Source organism: Mesorhizobium sp. STM 4661, from assembly GCF_000359125.1.
GTDB lineage: Bacteria > Pseudomonadota > Alphaproteobacteria > Rhizobiales > Rhizobiaceae > Mesorhizobium.
On sequence record NZ_CAAF010000026.1, the window covers coordinates 51652 to 71476 of the forward strand.

The window sequence follows — 19825 nt, forward strand, 5'->3', positions numbered from 1 at the left end:
CACCTATGGTGGCGCGACCATTTCGCTGGTGACATCCGAACCGGTGATTTCCCAACGCGGCCTCACCTTGATCGAGGAGCGCGCCCGGATCGGCCGCGGCGCGGCAAGCCTCATCGGCAAAGGGCAGATCGTGATGATCGACGGCGGGTCGACGACCTTTGAGGCGGCACGCTGTCTGTCGCAGTTGAACCGGGACTTGATCATCATCACCAACTCCACCGGCGTCGCCTCGGTGGCCGGCGCCAATCCGACCTTTCGCGTCATCGTTTGCCCCGGAACCTATGACAGCCGGGAAGGCAGCGTGTTCGGCGAAGACACGGTCGAGTTCGTCCGCCGCTACAATGCCGATGTTGCCATCATTGGCGCCTCGGGCGTGACCGTGGATGGTCCGAACGATATGATCTCCGGTGCCGCGGCAATCAAGCGCGCGATGATGTCCCGGTCGCTGTCGACCGTGCTGGTGGTGAGCAGCGAGAAGTTCGGCCGCAGCAGCCTCAACCGCGTCTGCGCGCTCAGCGAGATTTCCGATATCGTCACGGATTGCGAGCCGCAGGTGGAATGGCGTGTGGTCATCGAAGAGGCCGGAACGGAACTGCACGTCTTCGCCGGCAATTAGAATGATGCGTCCTGACTTACTGTTCGACCGTGATCTTGTCCGCAAATCGGGTCCGACTTTGTGGGATCATGGTCAGGCTCTATTCAGTCGTGGCGTTGCTGCCACCAGCGCCTGGCCGATGGCCGATTGCGGTGCGTCGACGACGGTACGGGCGTCACCGGTCTCGGCGATCCGTCCGGCATCGAAAATAGCCACGCGGTGGGCGATGGCACGGACCACACCGAGATCATGCGAAATGAACAGATAGGCGATCCGTTCCTCGCGCTGCAGGTCGAGCAGCAAATGCAGGATCTGTCCGCGCACTGAAACGTCGAGCGCCGACACCGCCTCGTCGAGCACGATCAGCGACGGTTTCGTGGCGATGGCGCGGGCGATCGCGACGCGCTGGCGCTGGCCGCCGGAGATTTCGTGGATGGCCCGCGGCGCGAGATCGGGAGTGAGGCCAACGCGCTCCAGCAAGGCGGCGATGCGGCGCGGGCGCTTCAGCCGGGACGCGATGCCATGGATGCGCAAGGGATCGTCGAGCACGCGCGCCACGGTGGCGCGAGGGTTGAAAGCGGCGAGCGGGTCCTGGAACACCATTTGCAGGCGTGCGCGCCGGCTGCGCAAGGCGGCGCCACCGAGGGCAAGGAAATCCTCGCCATCGAACTGGATACGGCCAGCGTCGGGTTCGACCAGTCTGAGCACCAGCCGCGCGATGGTCGACTTGCCGCTGCCCGATGGCCCGGCCAGCGCCAGCGTCTCTCCGGTCTCGATATGGAAGGAGACATTATCGACGGCGGCGATGGTCTTGCCGCCGCGGCGGTACCATTTGGTGAGGCCGGAAACGCTCAGCAAAGGACTGCTCATGGCGATGCTTCGGCCTGCCGCGAAAGCGGTTCGGCGTCGAGGCCGAGATGGGCGTCGAGCAGTGAGCGCGTGTATGCGTGGCGCGGGGCGCTGATGATTTGCCTGGCCGCACCGATTTCGACAAGTCGGCCATGCCGGAATACGGCGATACGCTCGGCAAGCTCGGCGGCCAGCGCGATGTCGTGGCTGATGAACAGCAGCGTCATGCCGTCCTCGGACACCAATTGCCGGATCAATGCGACGATCTCGGCCTGCACGATGGTGTCGAGCGCACTGGTCGCCTCATCGGCGATCAGCAGTTTTGGTCCTGCGGCAATCGCGGCGGCGATCGCCACGCGCTGTTTCTGGCCGCCGGAAAGCTGATGCGGAAAGGCGTGCAAGGCGGTATCCGGATCGGGCAAGCGAACGCGTTCGAGCAGGGTTCTGGCTTTCGCGAAGGCCTGAGGCCAGCCGAGGCCGAGATGGGTGTACAAGACTTCGGCGATCTGCTTGCCGACCGGCATCACCGGATCGAGGCTTGCAGAGGGGTCCTGGAAGACGAAGCCGATATCGCGGCCGCCGAGGGGCCCATAGTCTGTAGCAATGGCGGACGGTCGGCGATCCTTCGCGCCCCCCTCTGTCCTGCCGGACATCTCCCCCTCAAGGGGGGAGATTGGCAGTTTCGCTGCCGGCTCTCCTCCTGCAATCCTGGAAATTGGCGAAGGCCGAGATGAGGGCGCAATCTCCCCCCTTGAGGGGGAGATGTCCGGCAGGACAGAGGGGGGTGCCTTGGCACCCAAAGGTGGCGGTGGTCGCAAGAACCAGTCGATACGACCATCGACCCTAGCGGAGGCCGGCAGCAGCCCGGCAACAGCCAGCGCCAGCGTGCTCTTGCCGGAACCGCTCTCGCCGATGATGGCCAGCCGCTCGCCGGCGGCGATATCCAGGCTGATGTCTTTCAGCGCCGCCACCTCGCCACCGTCGCGGCGATAGGTCACCGTCAGATCGCGGATCGACAGCAGCGCCGTCACGACAGGCTCCGTCTCACCGCTGTCGTCTCGACCACGCCTTCGCCGGCGAGATAGACGCCAAGCACGGTCAGCACGAGGGCTAGGCCCGGAACGATCGACAGGAAGGGTGCGGTGCGCAGGACAGTACGGCCTTCGGCGATCATGCCGCCCCAGGTGACGCGGTTGGGGTCTCCAAGGCCGAGGAAGGACAGAGCGGCTTCGGTGAGGATCGCGGCGGCGACGATCACCGAGGACAATGCCAGCACCGGCGGCAAGGCATTGGGCAGAATCTCGCGAAAGGCGATCTCCAGCGGATGCATGCCGATGACACGGGCGCCGGCGACGAAATCGCGCTCGCGGATCGACAGCACTTCGGCCCGCGCCACGCGCGCCGGTCCGGTCCACGCGCCAAGCGCGATCGCCACGACGACGACGCCGAGCGAAGGCCCGACGACGCTGACGAAGGCCAGCGCCAGGAGGAAACTCGGCACGGTCTGGAAAGCGTCGGTGATGCGCATCAGCACCTCATCGACGAGGCCGCCGGCAAAGCCGGCCAGTGTGCCGATCACAGCACCTATGACGAGGGCCGCGGCAGCAGCCGCCAGCCCGACCGCCAGCGAGGTGCGGGCGCCATGGAACAGCTCGGCCAGCACGTCGCGGCCGAGCCGGTCGGTGCCGAGCGGCAGCGACCAGTCCTGGAAAGGCGGCAGCAGCGCCGGCCCGGCAATGGCTTGCGGATCGCCGGGAAAGAGCAAGGGAGCAGCGAGCGCCATGGTGAGCAGCGCCGCCAGGATGACCGCGCCGGCGAGTGCTTCCGGCGTGCGAAGAAAGCGGCGAAGCGGGTTCACGCGCCGGCCTCGCTGGCGCCGACGCGCGGATCAAGCAAGGCGTAGGCGATGTCGACGAGAAGGTTGATGAAGATGACAAGCACAGCGCTGACCAGGATGATGCCGAGCAGCAGCGGCGTGTCACGTGCGGCCACCGCTTCCTGCGCCAGCCGGCCGAGACCGGGCACGGCAAAGACGCTTTCGATGACGACGCTGCCGCCCAGCATCTGCGCCGATTGCAGGCCGAGCATGGTGACCAGCGGCAGCAACGCATTACGGGCGACATGGGCGAGCACGATGCGGCGGCGGGAAAGTCCCCTGGCGCGCGCGGCGAGGACAAAATCCTGCCGCCAGGCCTCGGCCATGCCAGCGCGCATCATGCGCAAATAGAGCGCCAGATAGATGAAGCCGAGCGCGGAGACCGGCAGGACGAGATGGCTGGCGATATCGGCCGCGCGGTCAAGGCCGGTCCTGGCCGAGGCGATGCTCTCGATGCCGCCGATCGGCAACCAGCGCAGGCCGACGGCGAAGATGACGATCAGCACCAGCCCCAGCCAGAAGCCGGGGACGGCATAGAGCGCCAGCGAACCGATCGACAGGAAACGATCGCGAAAGCTGCCCGGCCTGGCGCCTGCATAGATACCAAGCGCCGAGCCGAGACCGAAGGAGAGCGCGGTGGCACTGCCCATCAGGATGAGCGTCGTCGGCAGGCGTTCGAGGATGACGTCGCGGATCGGCCTGGAGAAGGTGACGGACTGGCCGAGGTCGAGATGGAGCAGCGCCCAGAGGTAGTTGGCGAGCCGCGTCAGTTCCGACTGGTCGAGGCCCCAGCTATGGCGCAGCAGTTCGATCATGCCGGCGTCGCCGCCAGTCGAGACGATGTAGGCGTCGACCGCGTCGCCGGGTGCTGCTTCCAGCAGCAGGAAGGTGCCGATGACGACGATCAGCAGCACGAAGACGCTGCCGACGAGACGGCGACGGATGAGGGCGAGGGCGCGGGTCATGGGGCAGGTTGCTTGTTGCTGTGCCCATCGAGATATGCGCCGCGCCTGGGCACCCCCCTCTGTCCTGCCGGACATCTCCCCCGCAAGGGGGGAGATTGGCAGCTTCGCCGATGGTGCATCCTTTGCGGCGTGGTTGCAGCGTTGGAGATTGGCGAAAGCGAAAATGACATCTGATCTCCCCCCTTGCGGGGGAGATGTCCGGCAGGACAGAGGGGGGTGGCGTGGAGCGCGGCGCTTGTCCGTGCACCCAGGCCAATTTTGCCGCGAACTCTCATCCGCGCAAGTGTGTCACGATTCCAAATAAGTGTCCGCCCAGTTCGACACCGCCCAGCGCGGATTGTTGGCGATGTTTTGGACCGTGTCGCGGGCGACGCTGATGAAACTCCATTCGGCGACGTTGATCAGCGGCAGGTCGGCTGCGACCTTTTGCTGGAACTCCTTGTAGAGTTCGGTGCGGGCCGATGTGTCGAGCGTTTCGGAGGCCTTGGCGATGAGGGCGTCGAGATCGTCGTTCTTGTAGCCGCCCTGGTTGGAGAAAGGCACGCCGTCCGGAATGCCGCTCTGCACCAGGATGGTGGTCGAGATCGCCGGATCGCCACGGAATACCGGCGGGCCGACGGCAAGGTCGAAGGCATGGTCGGTATAGACGGCCTTGATATGCGCGGCCGAGTCGTTGTTGACCAGTTCGGCGTCGATGCCGATGGCGGCGAGCGCCTGGCGCAGATAGTCGCCGAACTGCCTGGTCTCGTTGAAATAGGGAGCCGGCAAAAGTTTTAGCGAAAAGCGCTTACCGTCGGCGCCCCTGATGTAGCCGGCCTCGTCGAGCAGCGCGTTAGCCTTGGCGATGTCGAAGGCATATGTCGGCACGTCGGCCGCATAGAATTGCGGGTCGTTCTTGGGCACCGGCCCGGTGGCCGTGGCGGCATAGCCAAGGAAGACCGTCTTGACGACAAAATCCTTGTCGATGGCATGCGCGATCGCCTGGCGTACCTTGAGGTCGGCGAGCTCCTCGCGGCGATGGTTGATCTCGACGACGAGCTGGTAGGTCAACCCCTCATAGCCCTTGGTGATCACCTTGAGGCCCGGCACCTTGGAGATGCGATCAAGGTCGGCCAGCGGCACGGCGGAGAAAGCGGCGAGGTGGATCTCCTCCGCTTCCAGGGCGCTGGCTGCCGAGGAACGGTCGGGCAGCACCTGGTAGATGATCTCGTCGAGATAGGGTTCGTCCTTGCCCCAATAGTCGGTGTTCTTCTGCAGCCGGTAGTACTGGCCGGCCTTGTATTCGGCGAATTTGAACGGACCGGTACCGACAGGCGCGTTGTTGGCCGGGTTGTCCTCGATCTTTCCGCTCTCGTAGATGTGCTTCGGCACCACGCTGCTCAATGCCGGCAAGGCATTGCGGATCAGCTGGAACGGCGTCGGCTTGGCGAATTTGAACACGGCGGTGAGATCATCCGGCGTTTCGACGGCTTCGTGAAATCTGACATGATCGAACTCCGTCCTCTCCGCGACCCGGCCGGTGCGCCAATACCCCTCGGATACTCGCGACCCCGCCAGCATCCTGCAACAGCGATTATGGGCCTTGTCAGGGGTTTCGCCAGAGACGGATTTGGCGCATCTTGATGTGGCTTTGAAAATTTCGTCCGCTGGACCAGTTGTAGTGAAGCGGTCCCATTCGGCCTTATCTGGTAAGACCAGATAAGGCCGGTACCGCGATACACGGGCGAGAGAGCGTGCTGGCGAAGCCATTCGGCCTATTCTGGCTGGACCAGACCTAGCAAAATAGTGCAGATTTGATCGACAGCCGGAGCATCGAGACCAAAACAACCGGCGATCGGCCGGCCGGACAGGGAATTCAGGGAGAGAGAAATGAACATCGCCCCGGGCAAGAATGCCGTCAGCGCCATTCCGTTCGACCATGCCAGGGTCGACCGGTTGATGGAGGAGGCCGGCATCGATGTGCTGCTCGCCACCTCCAAGCACAACACGCAGTACCTGCTTGGCGGCTACAAGTTCATCTTCTTTGCCGCCATGGATGCGATCGGTCACAGCCGCTATCTGCCTGTTGTCGTCTACGAGAAGGGTGGGCCGGACCATGCCGCCTATATTGGCAACCGCATGGAAGGCGGCGAGCACCAGAACCATCCATTCTGGACGCCGACGCTGCATGCCGCCTGCTGGGGCACGCTCGATGCCGCCAATCTCGCCGTCGAGCACCTGAAGAAGATCGGCAAGGGCGATGCCCGCATCGGTATCGAGCCTGCCTTTCTGCCATCCGATGCCTATACATTGATCCGCAAGGCGCTGCCGGGCGCCAAGCTGATCGATGCGACCGAGATGCTGGAACGCATGCGCGCGATCAAGACGGAAGCCGAGCTGGAGAAGCTGCGCGTCGCCTCCGAGCTGATCACCGATTCCATGCTGGCGACCATCCAATGGGCACGCGAAGGCACGACCAAGACCGAGATCATCGAACAGCTCAGGCGCGAGGAGACCAATCGCGGCGCGCATTTCGAATATTGTCTTTTGACGCTGGGCTCCAGCCACAATCGCGCCGCCTCGCCGCAGGCATGGAAGAAGGGCGAGGTGCTGTCGATCGATTCCGGTGGCAATTATCACGGCTATATCGGCGACCTCTGCCGCATGGGCATTCTGGGCGAGCCGGACGCCGAACTCGAGGACCTGCTGGCCGAGGTCGAGACGGTGCAGCAAGCGGCCTTCTCCAAGGTCAAGGCGGGCACGCTGGGCGGTGACATGATTTCTCACGCGGAAGGCGTGCTGAAGAAATCCAAAGTCGCGTCCTATACCGATTTCTTTGCCCACGGCATGGGGCTGATCACGCATGAGGCGCCATTCCTGATGACCAATCATCCGGTGACGTATGAAGGCACCTATGCCGAAAAGCCGCTGGAGAAGAACATGGTGCTGTCGGTCGAGACGACCATGCTCCACCCCAAGCGCGGCTTCATCAAGCTGGAAGACACGGTTGCCGTGACCGACACCGGCTACGTCATGTTTGGCGACCGAGGCAGAGGGTGGAACAGGGCGGGGTGGCTTAGCGCCCCTCATTCCCGCCCGACGGCGGTAGCAGTCTGAAATCCGGCAATTCCCGTAAGCCCAATTCCGGCCCGGCCGGCGAATAGACGACGAAGAGTTGCATGGGTCCGTCGCCGGTGTTCAGCGTCGAATGGAAGCGGCTTTCCGGCACATAGATAGTGCAACCGGGGCCGACCTTTTCGACCACCGGATTTCCCTGCTCGTCCTCGACCATCTGCTCGCCATGGCCGGAGATGACGAAGATGATTTCCTCCGCGCCTGGATGATTGTGGCGGGTGTGGCCCTTGCCGGAGGGCAGGTCGACGACGCCGCCGGAAAAGCGCTCCGCACCGTTCACTTCGGGAGCGACGGTCAGTGCCAGTCTGCCCCAGTCGAAGCCGAAGGCGCTGACATCCTTCGGATAGACAAACACCTTGCTCTTGTCGGTCATCGTCTCATCCCTTCTTTTTCTTTGCATTCGTTTGGGCGCCAAGTGTGACGGCCTTGAAATCCGCCGTCTGCCGGGCGATCGCGGCTTCCGCCGGCAGGCGTTCCATCGAGCTAGCACCGTAGAAGCCGTGCAGGCCCTTGCAGCGGCCGAGAATGTAGCTGGCGTCGTCCGGCATCGAGATCGGGCCGCCATGGCAAAGCAGGATGACGTCCTTGCGCACCGAGCGCGCGGCGCTGGCTATCGCGTCGATCTCCTGCACGCAGTCGTCCAGCGACTTGGCCGAGGTCGCGCCGATCGAACCGCCTGTCGTCACGCCCATATGGGCGACGACGATGTCGGCGCCGGCCTTGGTCATGGCGCGCGCCTCGTCGGGGTTGAACACATAGGGCGTGGTCAGGAGGTCGAGCTTGTGCGCCTCGGCGATCATGTCGACCTCGAGCCCGAAGCCCATGCCGGTTTCCTCGAAACTCTGCCGCATCTGGCCGTCGAACAGGCCGATGGTGGGGAAGTTCTGCACACCGGAAAAGCCCATCGTCTTCAATTCGGCCAAAAGCAGAGGCATGATGACGAAAGGGTCGGTGCCGTTGACGCCGGCCAGCACCGGCGTCTTCTTCACCACCGGCAGCACCTCATAGGCCATCTCCTTGACGATCTCGTTGGCATTGCCATAGGCGAGCAGGCCCGCGGCCGAGCCGCGCCCGGCCATGCGGTAGCGGCCGGAATTGTAGATGATGATGAGATCGATGCCGCCGGCCTCCTCGGCCTTGGCCGACAGGCCGGTGCCGGCGCCGCCACCGACGATGGGCACGCCATCGCCAATCATCTTGCGGAATTTTTCCAGGATTTTCTTGCGCGGAATGGCGGCCATGCTTGTCAGGTCTCACTTGCTGGCGATGTCGAGGAAGGCCGCTACGGCAGCCTTGGCGAATTCGGGATCGTTGATGTGCAGAGGCAAGCGGGTCACGCGACGCGTGGCGTTCGGCTGGGTCGTGCGCTCGATGGCTTCGAATAGTGCTGCGTCGGCTTCAGGGTCAAAGAAGGCGCCGCCTTCGATGTCGAGCGCCGAGACGCCTTTTTCGGGGATGAGGAAGCGGACTGGACCCTGGCTGCGGTTCAATCTCTCGCCGATCCATTCGCCGATCCGGCGGCATTCGTCCGGCGTCGTGCGCATCAGTGTGACGTTCGGATTGTGCTCGTAAAACAAGCGGCCGCGATAGCGTTCCGGGATGGTCGGCGGCGCCCAGAAGTTCACCATGTCGAGCGCGCCGACCGAACCGACATAGGGCAGTCCGGTGCGGGCGACGGCGCCGAAGCGGTCAGCGGTCGCCGGCAGCACGCCACCGAACAGGAGATCGCAGACTTCTGTTGTGGTGATGTCGATGACGCCGGCGAGCAGACCGCTGTCGGCAAGCTTTTCCATCGAACGGCCGCCGGTGCCGGTGGCATGGAAGACCATGCAGTCATAGGTTGAGCGAAGCTCATCGGCGATTGCCGTCACGCATGGCGTGGTGACGCCGAACATGGTGAGGCCGATCGAAGGCTTGCCGTCGGGCGGCGGCGCTGGGTTCGCCGCCATGCCTGATATCGCCTGGGCGGCGTTGTGCAGCACCGTGCGGGATAGCCGGTTCAAGCCGGCCATGTCGGTCACCGAGGGCATCATGATGATGTCGGAGACGTCGACGTAAGGCGACGTGTCGCCCGAGGCGAGTGTCGAGACCATGATCTTGGGCAGGCCGAGCGGCAGCGTGCGCATGCCCGATGTGATGATCGAGGTGCCGCCGCCGCCACCGATGCCGATCATGCCTGCCATGTCGGTGCGGAACTGCGCGAACCGGGCGAAGGCGATGGCCATGGCCGCGACCGCGGTGCCGCGGTCGTCCATGCCGAGCACGGCAGCGCCGCCGCCGGGATGGTGGCCGGCGACCTCTTCGTTCGAGACATCGACCGGCACGGTCGCGCCGCGCGTGCCGACATCGACACGGACGACAGCGGCGCCGGCAGCGGCGATCGCGTCGGCCAGGAAGGCGAGTTCCTCGCCCTTGGTGTCGGCGGTGCCCACCACATAGATGCGCTTCATTGGCGCTTTCCTCTGCTGGCTGGCTCAAAGGTGGCGCTGTCTGGTGCATGAAAACTAGGTGCTCTACGGCGCCCCCCTCTGTCCTGCCGGACATCTCCCCCACAAGGGGGGAGATTGGCCTGCCCCAACCTCGGCGCTTCTTCTGCTATGCTGGCGATTGGCGAAAGCGCAGATGAAATCCGATCTCCCCCCTCGTGGGGGAGATGTCCGGCAGGACAGAGGGGGGCGCCGTAGAGCGTCAACGTAACCACTCCGAAAACAGGGGAGGCCATTGCAATTTTTTGAGACGCGCGTATCGTATTGATATGAATGTCTCACGTCAACAAGCGACAGTGCCCGACGATGCCGGTTCCGGGGTCGAGCGCGGAGCCCGGGCACGTACAAGGCGATTGATGCTGGAGACGGCGACGAGGCTGATGCAGGAAGGCGCAACGCCTTCGGTCAGCGAGGTTGCGGAGGCGGCGGAAGTTTCCCGCGCGACCGCCTATCGCTACTTCCCAAGCCAGGCGGCGCTGGTGCAGGCGGTGGTCGGCGAGGGTCTCGGACCGATCCTCACCTGGCATTCGAGTTCAGCCGATCCCGAGCGCCGGGTTGCCGAATTGTTCGACACGGCCATGCCGCGCATCGAGGCCTTCGAGGCGACGTTCAAGGCGGCGCTGAAGCTGTCGCTCGACCAGTGGGCCCGGCGGCAAGCCGGCACGCTGGGGAGTGAGCCGGCCTTTACGCGCGGCCATCGCGTCGACCTGCTGAAGGATGCGATCGCACCGCTCAAGGGCCAGATGCCGCCGCGCGAATTCAAGCGCCTGGCACAGGCCCTGTCGATGATCTTCGGCGTCGAGGTGCTCATCGTGCTGAAGGATATATGGGGGCTGGACAGCCGCAGGATGAGGTCGGTCGCGCAATGGGCAGCCGGCGCTCTGGTGCGGGCGGCGGTGGCGGAATCGGCGAGCGAAGGAGATGGGATCGCGCCGGCGACGGCTGCGGAATAGTATCAATCTGGTTGGACCAGATTTAGACGCCGACTATTCATACTAATCGCTGTGCTTGGGCCTGAACAAGGCCTATCCATATCAAGGAGTAGGAAAATTAAGAGAAAACAGGCAGATACACCAGGAATCAGCTTGTGTGGGTGTCGGCTGCCGTCCAAGAAAGAGCTTGACGTGTATCTAAAATTGGTAATACCAGATCAGAACTGATGAAGCAGATCGAAAAGTGAGGGCTACGATCTTTTCCGGTCGAGCGAGGAGGCTCAAACCGGGACGGTGCCATCACGGGAGGAACTACCAGGGCCGGCCTCGCCGCCGGCTCGCATGACAAGGTAGAATGCGCACAAGGGAGGAAATCATTATGCGCAAGACAATGACCAGCATGCTTGCTGGTATCGGCCTAGTGCTCGCCTGCGGAACGTCCGTCTACGCGCAGGACAAGGAACTCACCATATTATGGGCTGAATGGGATCCGGCCAACTATCTGCAGGAACTCGTCAACCTTTACGAGGCCGAGACCGGCGTGAAGGTCACGGTCGAAACCACGCCTTGGTCCGACTTCCAGACCAAGGCATTCACCGAGTTCAACGCCAAGGGCAGCGCCTACGACATGGTGGTCGGCGACTCGCAGTGGATCGGCGCCGCATCCGAGGCGGGCCACTATGTCGACCTCACCGACTTCTTCAACAAAAACAATCTGAAGGAGGTGATGGCGCCAGCGACGGTCAAGTACTACGCCGAATATCCGTCGGACTCTGGCAAGTACTGGTCGATCCCGGCCGAGGGTGACGCGGTCGGCTGGTCCTACCGCAAGGACTGGTTCGAGGATCCAAAGGAAAAGGAAGCCTTCAAGGCCAAGTATGGCTACGATCTCGACGTGCCGAAGGATTTCAAGGCGCTGCGCGACATCGCCGAATTCTTCAACCGTCCCGACGAGAAGCGCTACGGCGTCGCCATCTACACCGATAACTCGTATGACGCCCTGGTGATGGGCGTCGAGAACGCCATCTTCTCCTTCGGCGGCGAACTTGGCGACTATGCCAGTTACAAGGTCGACGGGATCATCAACTCCGAGCAGAACGTCAAGGCGCTCGAGGCCTACAAGGAGCTCTATTCCTTCACCCCTCCTGGCTGGGCCAAGAGCTTCTTCATCGAGGACAACCAGGCGATCACCGAGAATCTGGCGGCGATGAGCATGAACTACTTCGCCTTCTTCCCGGCGCTGATCAACGAAGCCTCGAACCCGAATGCCAAGGTCACCGGCTTCTTCGCCAACCCTCCAGGACCGAACGGCGACCAGTTCGCCGCGCTCGGCGGCCAGGGCATCTCCGTCATCTCCTATTCCCAGAATCAGGAAGAGGCGATGAAGTTCCTGGAATGGTTCATAAAGGAGGAGACGCAGAAGAAATGGGCGGAACTCGGCGGCTACACGGCAAGCGCCAAGGTGCTCGAGTCGCCTGAATTCCAGAACGCCACGCCTTATAACAAGGCCTTCTACGAAACCATGTTCAAGGTGAAGGACTTCTGGGCGACGCCGGAATATGCCGAGCTGCTCATCCAGATGAACCAACGCGTCTATCCCTACATCACCGGCAATCAGGGCACAGCCAAGGAAGTGCTCGATTCGCTCGCCGCGGACTGGAACGCGACGTTCAAGAAATACAACCGCGTGAAGTAGACGGCATTAACGCTCGGAGGGGGCGGGAGCCCGCCCCTTCCGTTTTCTTTTCCGGACAAGGAAGGAACGGGCCTTGGCCACTGCAGTCATGACCACGCTGGATCCCAACTCGCGCTCCGCCGCCCGCGGCATGAGCGACCTCACGATCCGCAATCTCTTCATCATTCCGACGATCGTTTTCCTGATCGTCTTCAACATCTTTCCACTGCTCTATTCGCTCGGCTATTCGTTCACCGACTTTCGCGCGTCGAGCCCCGCGCCGGCCAATTTCGTTGGACTGCAGAATTACCGCGAGCTGCTCAACGACCCGTTCATCTGGTCGAATTTCGCCATCACCGCCAAATATGTCATCGTCTCCGTGGTCGGCCAGGTCATCGTCGGCTTCGGCGTGGCGTTGCTGCTCAACCGCGATATCCCCTTGAAGGGCCTGCTGACGACGCTGCTGCTGTTGCCAATGATGCTGTCGATGGCCGTCGTCGGCCTGTTCTGGAAACTGCTCTACGATCCGTCCTTCGGCATCATCAACTATACGCTCGGCCTCGCCTCCTTCGAGTGGCTGTCCAACCCCGACATGGCGCTCTACGCGGTTGCCATCACCGACATCTGGATGTGGTCGCCCTTCGTGATGCTGCTGTCGCTCGCCGGCCTGTCGGCAGTGCCGAAGCACCTCTACGAGGCGGCCGCGATCGACCGCGCCGGCTCGTTCTATACCTTCTTTCGCATTACGCTGCCCCTGGTCGCGCCGATTCTGATGATCGCGATCATCTTTCGCACCATGGAGGCGTTCAAGACCTTCGATCTCGCCTACATCCTGACCAGCCAGCCAACCACCGAGGTGATCTCGATCCGGCTCTACAAGATGGCGTTCCAGGAATGGCAGACTGGGCGCTCCTGCGCGCTCGCCTACATCGTGCTGATCATGATCCTGGCGATCACCAACATCTACGTCAAATACCTGAACAAGGTGAAGGAGCGCTAGAATGGCCGCTGTCACCACCTCTACCGAGCGTTCGCTCAACAAGCTCGCCATCGTCGGTGTGCTGATCGTCACAGTGATCTTCCTGGCGCCGATCTACTGGATAGCCTCGACGGCGTTCAAGCCGCGCAACCTTGCCACCACCATTCCACCGACGGTGATGTTCCAGCCTGAGATATCACCCTTCGTAAAGCTCTTCACCAAGCGGTCGCAGTTGCGCACCGCGCCGACGCCGGAACAATACGCCGCCGCCCCGTGGTGGGAGCGGCTGGTGTTTGACGGCGGCGAGAAGGTGGTGCGCTCGGGCAGAGGCGAGGTGCAGTGGTCCGGTTATCCGAGCCGCTTCATGAACTCGCTGATCGTCGCCATAACCTCGACCGTCCTGGCCGTCGGCATGGGCACCTTCACCGCATACGGTTTCTCGCGCTTCAAGGTGAAGGGGGAGGCGGACCTGCTCTTCTTTATCCTGTCGACGCGCATGCTGCCGCCAGTGGTGGTGGCGATCCCGATGTTCCTGATGTACCGGGTCGTCGGCCTCAACGACACGCATTGGGGTCTGATCATCCTCTACACCGCCTTCAACCTGTCCTTCTCGGTCTGGCTGATGAAGGGCTTCATGGACGAGATCCCGAAGGAGTATGAGGAGGCGGCGCTCGTCGACGGCTATACGCGCATGGAGGCCTTCTTCAAGATCGTGCTGCCGGAGGCCGCCACCGGCATCGCCGCGACCGCCGTCTTCTGCTTCATCACGGCGTGGAACGAATATGCCTTCGCGCTAATCATGACCAACCGCCGCGCCCAGACGGCACCGCCCTTCATCCCCAGCCAGGTCGGCTCCGGCCTGCCGGACTGGACGGTGATCGCCGCCGGAACCTTCCTGTTCCTGCTGCCGGTCGCTATCTTCACCTTCCTGCTCCGCAACCATCTCTTGCGCGGCATGTCCTTCGGAGCGATCCGCAAATGAGCTTTCGCGCCATCAATCAGAAATATCTGGAACCCGGCAGCCAGGTGCTGATGGTGCTCGGCATCATCGCGCTCTGCCAACCCTGGAACATGCTGCTGCACACCTATGGCGTGACCATCATCCTGATCGGCCTGATCGGTTTCAACATCACGTCCAAGATCGCGCCGGAGGAGAAGGCCGGCACCGGGCAAGCCGGGAATTCTGGGGCAGGGAATCCTGGGGCAGCAAATCCGGGAGCACAGCATTGACCCAGATCGAGCTTCGCGGCGTGCAGAAGTATTTCGGCGCCGTCCAGGTCATCAAGGACCTCAACCTGAAGATCGACGACAACGAGTTCATCGTGCTGCTCGGCCAGTCGGGCTGCGGCAAGACGACGACGCTTCGCGCCATTGCCGGGCTGGAGACGATCGACGGCGGCGATATCCTCATCGACGGCAAGCCGGTCCAGCATCTCAAGGCCGCCGACCGCGACATCGCCATGGTCTTCCAGTCGTTCTCGCTCTATCCGCATATGAGCGTCTACGAGAACATCGCCTTTCCGCTCAGGGCGACGCGCAAGAGCAAGGCCGAAATCGACTCGGAAGTGCGCTCGGTCGCCAAGACGTTGCAGGTCACCGATCTCATCGACAAGAAACCGTCGGCGCTGTCGGGCGGCGACATGCAACGCGTGGCCATCGGCCGGGCGCTGGTGCGGCGGCCGAAGGCGATGCTGATGGACGAGCCGATCGGCGCGCTCGACGCCAAGTTGCGCGAGGAAATGCGGGCCGAGATCAAGCGCCTGCACATCAAGCAGGGCTCGACCACCATCTATGTCACCCACGACCAGATCGAGGCGATGAGCCTCGCCGACCGCATCGTCATCATGCATGAGGGCGTGCTGCAGCAGGTCGGCTCGCCGGACGAGGTCTATTCGCGTCCGGCCAATCTGTTCGTCGCGCAATTCGTCGGCAGCCCGGTGATGAACGTCGCCGATGCGGCGGTGGCCGACAAAGCGACGTCGGCCTCGGTCACCGTCGGCGGAGCGGCCACCGGCTTCGAGTTTCCGCACGCCTTGCTGTCGAAGCTCAATGGCCATGCCGGCGGCAAGCTTGCACTCGGCATCCGGCCGGAAGGCGTCATCGTTCGCCGCGAGGCCGCGGAAGGCTTCCTGCCGGTCGAGACCCAGATCGTCGAGCCGCTCGGATCCTTCGATATCGTCGACCTTAAGGTCGGCTCCAAGATGCTGCGCGCGCGCACCAAGAGCGGCTTTGTTTCTGGGCCTGGCGAAAAGGTCTTCGTCAGGATCGACCCGGCCCAGGCGCATTTCTTCGATACGGCGAGCGGCAAGTCGCTGGAAGTGAGACTCTGATGGCCCATATCCAGCTCAAGAACATCTCAAAGAAGTTCGGCAACCATACCGCGCTGACCGGCCTCGATCTCGACATTGCCGATGGCGAGTTCTTCGTCTTGCTCGGCGAGACCGGCGCCGGCAAGACGACGACGCTGCGCATGATCGCCGGCCTGGAAAAACCCAGCGAAGGCCAGGTCTTCATCGACGGCGTCGACGTTGCCGACTGGGGTGCGGCCGAGCGCGACGTGGCGCTGGTGCTGCAGCAATATTCGCTCTATCCGCGCTATACGGTGCGCGAGAACCTCGAATTCCCGCTGAGGCCGAAAATCCGCCGGCTGCCGGACGCCGAGATTAGTGATCGTGTCGCCCGCGCTGCCAGGACTTTGCGCATCGAGCACCTGCTCGACCGCAAGACAGACCGGCTTTCGGGCGGCGAGATGCAGCGCGTCTCGATCGGCCGCGCCATCGTGCGCAAGCCGCGCGTGTTCCTGATGGACGAGCCGCTGTCGGCGCTCGACGCCAAATTGCGCGAGGCGCTGCGCACCGAGTTGAAGAACCTGCAGATGCAACTCGGCGCCACCTTCCTGTTCGTCACCCACGACCAGATCGAGGCGATGTCGATGGGCGACAAGGTCGGTGTGCTCAACCACGGCCGCATCGTCCAGACCGGCACGCCGCACGAAATCTACAACAATCCGCGCGACACCTATGTGGCGAGTTTCGTCGGCTCGCCGCCGATGAACCTGATCGACGGCAAGCTGGTCGACAACCGCGCGGTGATGGCGCCGCTGAATTTCGAATTGCCGCTTCCAGGGGGAGCCAGGACGAGTGGCGCGACCGACGGTCGCCCGCTCGTCTTCGGTATTCGCCCCGAGGACGTCTATCTCGAGAATGGCGCGCCGGTGGAGGCGCGCGTCCATGATGTCGAGAACCATGGCGTCGAGAAGATCCTGACGCTCAGGGTCGGCGACGCCATGCTGCGCGCCACGGTGCCGGCGCGGACCGATGTCGAGATCGAGCAGCCGGTGCGCTTTGCCTGGAACCCGGACAAGGTTGTGCTGTTCGACAAGAGTAGTGGGATCAATCTCCGCCACGCGGGATAGAGCGGTGCATCGTTTCACGGAAACGCAGACCGCTCCTATCTGTTTGTTTGACGCAATTCCGGACGGAAAACCGTTTTACACCTGGAATTGGTCTGGCTGGGCCGCGGCTCACTTCGCCATATAGGTGGTATAGGGCGTGTCGTTGATCAGCAGGATCACGCATTCGGTGTCCGACAGGCAGGCATCCTGGTGCATCTCGTCGGCCTTCTGCGTCCAATAGGAGCCCGGAGGGAGTTCCACTTTCGTTGCCTCGCCGCCATCCATCTGCCAATGCGCCCAAAGCCCCTGGATGACCACCGCGCGATAATCGGCGGTGTGCGCGTGGACCGGCGCGCGCCAATTGCCGGGAACCTTGAGCAGCGTGCCCGCCGGGCCCTTGGCCCGCTCGCCCCACAGCGGCCCGAGGCGATGCGGCTGGTCGGGCACTTCGGCGACATAAGGAATCTTGTCGGCCGGCAGGTAGCTGTCTTCAATGGCGAATGCCGGTCCCGGAGTGATGGACAGCGCGGCAAGCGCAAGCAGTGCAAAACGATCTGCCATGGGAGTTCCTCCTCCGGCCAGACTATCCGGGCGATGTCGGCGGGCAATGACGCTCCGTCCAAAAGACTTGGCAATTCCTCCACGCCGGCAGGACAGGCCGCGGCCGGGCTTTCCAGTTTTCAGGGCTCGTCGTCGGTGCCGCCGGTGTTGCGAAGATGGCTCGGCGCGACGCCCATGACCCGCTTGAAAGCGCGGCTGAAAGACGCTTCCGAATCGTAGCCCAGCTTCGCGGCGGCCACGGACACTCTCATTCTGTCGCGGGCCAGCCATTGCCGCGCCTGGTGCATGCGCACGCGCAGGACATATTTAGCCGGCGTCTCTCCGACCACGGCCGCGAAGCGTTGGGCAAAGGCGGAGCGCGAGGCCCCCATCATCCGCGCCAGCGCCTCGACCGTCCAGTCGCGGTCGGGCTGCAGATGAATGGCGGCCAGTACCTTGCCGACATCCGGGTTTCTGACCGCCGCGATCCATCCGGTGGCGTCGCCGCAGCCATTCTCCACCCAGCAGCGGATGATCGTGGCGGCCAGCACATCGGCAAGGCGCGCCAGGATACCACCCGAACCAACCCGGTCCATCGTCACCTCGCCGGCCATCGCATCGAGCAGATGCTGGATGCTCGGCGCATTCGCCATCAACTCGTGCGCGCGCATCAGGTCCGGCATCATGTCCAGAAGCGGATGCGAGCCGTCGAGGTTGAAATGCATGCTGCCACAGAACAGCAAAGTCTTGGGGCCGCCGCACTCGTTCGAGACGTCGTAGATGTTCTCGCATACCGGCTCGATGGTGTAGCGGCCGATCGGCACGGCGGGCACGCCCGGCGCGCTGGCCAGAACGTGCTCGTCGCCACGCGGCACAAGCAGCGCGTCGCCCACCTTCAGCTCGATCCATTCCTTCGCCGGCGACAGCAGCCAGCAGCCTTGCTGGCCAATGAAATGGAACCGCGCCGCCTTTTGGGCAGGAAAGGACACCGCCCACGGTTCACCCAGGACGCAGCGGCCATAGTCGACGCCATCGAGGCGCAATCCGCGCAGCATGTCGGTCAGCGGATCGCCCGAAGCCGGCAGTGTAATTTTGGACGAATTGTAATTCATGTAGGAGTTTCTAGCATGGAAACTCCAACCTGTCACTCCCATGTTGCAGTGCAGCCAAATGTTGCGCCGCAAACAAATCGGAGACTGACCATGGCCGAACCCGCGACAGGCGTCGTCGACGCCGCTTTGTTGAACCCTGCCGAATCCGAAGAACGAACCGAGCCGGCATGGGGCGCGGTGGTCTCGCTGGCGCTCGGCGTTTTCGGCCTCGTCACCGCGGAATTCCTTCCCGCCAGCCTGCTGACGCCGATGGCGAGCGATCTCGGCGTCAGCGAGGGCGTGGCGGGACAAGCAGTGACGGCAACCGCCATCGTCGGCGCCATTGCGGCACCGACCATGGCCATCATCACCAGGCGCATGGACCGCAGGCTGGTGATGTGGATGCTGACGGTGCTGTTGATCCTGTCGAACCTTCTGGCCACCTTTGCCTCATCGCTCTCCGTGCTTCTGCTTGCCCGCGTCGTGCTCGGCGTGGCGCTCGGCGGCTTCTGGGCGATGTCGGCGGCGATGGCGCTGCGGCTCGTGCCGATGCGGCTGATGCCGCGCGCCATGTCGATCATCCTCACCGGCGTTTCGTTGGCGACCGTCTGCGCGGCGCCGATCGGTGCCTATGTCGGCGAGGTCTGGGGATGGCGCACGGCGTTCATGATCGCGACTGTCGTCGGCGCCTTGGCGCTGCTGGTGCAACTGGCCACCATCCCGAGGCTGCCGCCCGCGGGCGTGGCGAGCTTCCGCACCTTGCTCGATGTGCTGGAGCGGCCGATGATCAGGGTAGCACTTCTGGTCGTGTTGCTGGTCGCTTCGGGGCACTTTGCCGGCTTCACCTATGTCCGGCCCTTCCTCGAAAAGGTGCCGGTGCTCGACATCGAGACAATCTCGCTTGTGCTGCTGGCCTACGGCATAGGCGGCTTCTTCGGCAATGTTGCCGGCGGCATCCTGGCCGAACGCAACCTGAAGGCAGCCGTGGCGCTGGCGCCTCTGCTGATTGCACTGGCCGCCGCCTCGATGCTGGTTTTCGGAGCCTCGCCCGCGGTCGCGGCCGCCGCCGTTGCCGCCTGGGGCTTTGGCTTCGGCGCGGTGCCGGTCGGGCTGCAAACCTGGCTGGTGCGCGCCGCTCCCGACCAGGCCGAGAGCGCCGGGGGGCTGATGGTCGCCACATTCCAGGTGGCGATCGCGCTGGGCGCCGTCTTCGGTGGCCTGCTGGTCGATCATGCCGGCGTTGCCAGTGCATTCGCCTATTGCGGTATCGCGACGTTGCTGGCGGCCTTGGCGGCGTTCCTGCTTGGCCCGAAGCCAGCCGACAGTTGA

The 19825-nt window shown here is 63.5% G+C and carries 19 protein-coding genes and 1 pseudogene; 10 read left to right on the top strand and 10 right to left on the bottom strand.

Translation table 11 applies throughout. The annotated features are described in order from the left end of the window. Positions 1-28: 28 nt before the first annotated feature. Complete coding sequence (locus tag MESS4_RS07985; RefSeq protein ID WP_006328636.1) at positions 29-616, top strand: DeoR/GlpR family DNA-binding transcription regulator; 588 nt, start codon at positions 29-31, stop codon at positions 614-616. A 72-nt stretch (positions 617-688) separates the two neighbouring features. Here the strand turns inward: MESS4_RS07985 and MESS4_RS07990 are convergent, their stop codons facing one another. The 5 genes and pseudogenes from MESS4_RS07990 to MESS4_RS08010 form a co-directional block, all read right to left on the bottom strand. Then, positions 689-1465, bottom strand: a complete 777-nt coding sequence (locus MESS4_RS07990) for an ATP-binding cassette domain-containing protein (RefSeq protein ID WP_006328637.1) — start codon at positions 1463-1465, stop codon at positions 689-691. After that, a complete protein-coding gene (locus MESS4_RS33920) occupies positions 1462-2475 on the bottom strand; it encodes an ABC transporter ATP-binding protein (protein WP_006328638.1) in 1014 nt (337 codons plus the stop codon). Before MESS4_RS33920 ends, MESS4_RS07990 begins: the two co-directional genes overlap by 4 nt. Then, on the bottom strand, positions 2472-3302 hold the full coding sequence (locus MESS4_RS08000; RefSeq protein WP_006328640.1) for an ABC transporter permease: 831 nt from the start codon (positions 3300-3302) through the stop codon (positions 2472-2474). Before MESS4_RS08000 ends, MESS4_RS33920 begins: the two co-directional genes overlap by 4 nt. Beyond that, a complete protein-coding gene (locus tag MESS4_RS08005; RefSeq protein WP_006328642.1) occupies positions 3299-4285 on the bottom strand; it encodes an ABC transporter permease in 987 nt (328 codons plus the stop codon). Before MESS4_RS08005 ends, MESS4_RS08000 begins: the two co-directional genes overlap by 4 nt. Before the next feature lie 288 nt (positions 4286-4573). Next, positions 4574-5758: pseudogene (locus tag MESS4_RS08010) on the bottom strand (ABC transporter substrate-binding protein); the annotation flags it as partial. Positions 5759-6154: 396 nt separating this feature from the next. Here MESS4_RS08010 and MESS4_RS08015 point away from each other — a divergent pair. Next, positions 6155-7381 (top strand): Xaa-Pro peptidase family protein, encoded by a 1227-nt coding sequence (locus MESS4_RS08015; protein ID WP_006328655.1) that lies wholly within the window; start codon positions 6155-6157, stop codon positions 7379-7381. Here the strand turns inward: MESS4_RS08015 and MESS4_RS08020 are convergent. From MESS4_RS08020 to MESS4_RS08030, 3 genes are read right to left on the bottom strand one after another with little or no spacing between them, the layout of a single operon-like run. Continuing rightward, positions 7341-7772 (bottom strand): cupin domain-containing protein, encoded by a 432-nt coding sequence (locus tag MESS4_RS08020; protein WP_006328657.1) that lies wholly within the window; start codon positions 7770-7772, stop codon positions 7341-7343. The two genes, MESS4_RS08015 and MESS4_RS08020, sit on opposite strands and share 41 nt — an antisense overlap. Positions 7773-7776: 4 nt before the next feature. Then, positions 7777-8640, bottom strand: coding sequence for a phosphoenolpyruvate hydrolase family protein (locus tag MESS4_RS08025; RefSeq protein ID WP_006328658.1), 864 nt, complete (start codon positions 8638-8640; stop codon positions 7777-7779). A gap of 12 nt (positions 8641-8652) precedes the next feature. Then, positions 8653-9849: a Tm-1-like ATP-binding domain-containing protein gene (locus MESS4_RS08030; protein WP_006328659.1), complete on the bottom strand. Its 1197-nt coding sequence runs from the start codon at positions 9847-9849 to the stop codon at positions 8653-8655. Between the two features lie 305 nt (positions 9850-10154). Here MESS4_RS08030 and MESS4_RS08035 point away from each other — a divergent pair, with 305 nt between their 5' ends. From MESS4_RS08035 to MESS4_RS08065, 7 genes are all read left to right on the top strand, one after another. Next, on the top strand, positions 10155-10838 hold the full coding sequence (locus MESS4_RS08035) for a TetR/AcrR family transcriptional regulator (protein WP_036240875.1): 684 nt from the start codon (positions 10155-10157) through the stop codon (positions 10836-10838). A 358-nt stretch (positions 10839-11196) separates the two neighbouring features. After that, on the top strand, positions 11197-12513 hold the full coding sequence (locus MESS4_RS08040) for an extracellular solute-binding protein (protein WP_006328661.1): 1317 nt from the start codon (positions 11197-11199) through the stop codon (positions 12511-12513). A 73-nt stretch (positions 12514-12586) separates the two neighbouring features. Next, entirely contained in the window at positions 12587-13492 is a 906-nt protein-coding gene (locus MESS4_RS08045) for a sugar ABC transporter permease (protein WP_006328662.1), read from the top strand. A gap of 1 nt (position 13493) precedes the next feature. Further along, complete coding sequence (locus MESS4_RS08050; RefSeq protein ID WP_006328663.1) at positions 13494-14453, top strand: carbohydrate ABC transporter permease; 960 nt, start codon at positions 13494-13496, stop codon at positions 14451-14453. Next, positions 14450-14701 (top strand): hypothetical protein, encoded by a 252-nt coding sequence (locus MESS4_RS08055; protein ID WP_006328664.1) that lies wholly within the window; start codon positions 14450-14452, stop codon positions 14699-14701. The genes MESS4_RS08050 and MESS4_RS08055 overlap by 4 nt, the downstream gene beginning before the upstream one ends. Beyond that, positions 14698-15801: an ABC transporter ATP-binding protein gene (locus MESS4_RS08060; protein ID WP_006328665.1), complete on the top strand. Its 1104-nt coding sequence runs from the start codon at positions 14698-14700 to the stop codon at positions 15799-15801. Before MESS4_RS08055 ends, MESS4_RS08060 begins: the two co-directional genes overlap by 4 nt. Then, the gene (locus MESS4_RS08065; RefSeq protein ID WP_006328666.1) at positions 15801-16886 is read left to right on the top strand and encodes an ABC transporter ATP-binding protein; all 1086 of its coding nucleotides are present in this window, start codon (positions 15801-15803) and stop codon (positions 16884-16886) included. Before MESS4_RS08060 ends, MESS4_RS08065 begins: the two co-directional genes overlap by 1 nt. A 108-nt stretch (positions 16887-16994) precedes the next feature. Here the strand turns inward: MESS4_RS08065 and MESS4_RS08070 are convergent, their stop codons facing one another. Next, a complete protein-coding gene (locus tag MESS4_RS08070; RefSeq protein WP_006328667.1) occupies positions 16995-17426 on the bottom strand; it encodes a DUF4437 domain-containing protein in 432 nt (143 codons plus the stop codon). Positions 17427-17545: 119 nt separating this feature from the next. Next, entirely contained in the window at positions 17546-18517 is a 972-nt protein-coding gene (locus MESS4_RS08075) for an AraC family transcriptional regulator (RefSeq protein WP_006328668.1), read from the bottom strand. A gap of 90 nt (positions 18518-18607) precedes the next feature. On the opposite strand from MESS4_RS08075, the gene MESS4_RS08080 reads away from it, so the two are divergent. Beyond that, positions 18608-19825, top strand: a complete 1218-nt coding sequence (locus MESS4_RS08080; RefSeq protein ID WP_006328669.1) for an MFS transporter — start codon at positions 18608-18610, stop codon at positions 19823-19825.

Coding starts and splice junctions, on each gene's coding strand:
- MESS4_RS08035 (WP_036240875.1), top strand. CDS start 10,155: ATGAATGTCTCACGTCAACAAGCGACAGTGCCCGACGATGCCGGTTCC.
- MESS4_RS08075 (WP_006328668.1), bottom strand. CDS start 18,517: ATGAATTACAATTCGTCCAAAATTACACTGCCGGCTTCGGGCGATCCG.
- MESS4_RS08025 (WP_006328658.1), bottom strand. CDS start 8,640: ATGGCCGCCATTCCGCGCAAGAAAATCCTGGAAAAATTCCGCAAGATG.
- MESS4_RS08005 (WP_006328642.1), bottom strand. CDS start 4,285: ATGACCCGCGCCCTCGCCCTCATCCGTCGCCGTCTCGTCGGCAGCGTC.
- MESS4_RS08030 (WP_006328659.1), bottom strand. CDS start 9,849: ATGAAGCGCATCTATGTGGTGGGCACCGCCGACACCAAGGGCGAGGAA.
- MESS4_RS08020 (WP_006328657.1), bottom strand. CDS start 7,772: ATGACCGACAAGAGCAAGGTGTTTGTCTATCCGAAGGATGTCAGCGCC.
- MESS4_RS08080 (WP_006328669.1), top strand. CDS start 18,608: ATGGCCGAACCCGCGACAGGCGTCGTCGACGCCGCTTTGTTGAACCCT.
- MESS4_RS08055 (WP_006328664.1), top strand. CDS start 14,450: ATGAGCTTTCGCGCCATCAATCAGAAATATCTGGAACCCGGCAGCCAG.
- MESS4_RS08070 (WP_006328667.1), bottom strand. CDS start 17,426: ATGGCAGATCGTTTTGCACTGCTTGCGCTTGCCGCGCTGTCCATCACT.
- MESS4_RS08040 (WP_006328661.1), top strand. CDS start 11,197: ATGCGCAAGACAATGACCAGCATGCTTGCTGGTATCGGCCTAGTGCTC.
- MESS4_RS07990 (WP_006328637.1), bottom strand. CDS start 1,465: ATGAGCAGTCCTTTGCTGAGCGTTTCCGGCCTCACCAAATGGTACCGC.
- MESS4_RS08065 (WP_006328666.1), top strand. CDS start 15,801: ATGGCCCATATCCAGCTCAAGAACATCTCAAAGAAGTTCGGCAACCAT.
- MESS4_RS08015 (WP_006328655.1), top strand. CDS start 6,155: ATGAACATCGCCCCGGGCAAGAATGCCGTCAGCGCCATTCCGTTCGAC.
- MESS4_RS08050 (WP_006328663.1), top strand. CDS start 13,494: ATGGCCGCTGTCACCACCTCTACCGAGCGTTCGCTCAACAAGCTCGCC.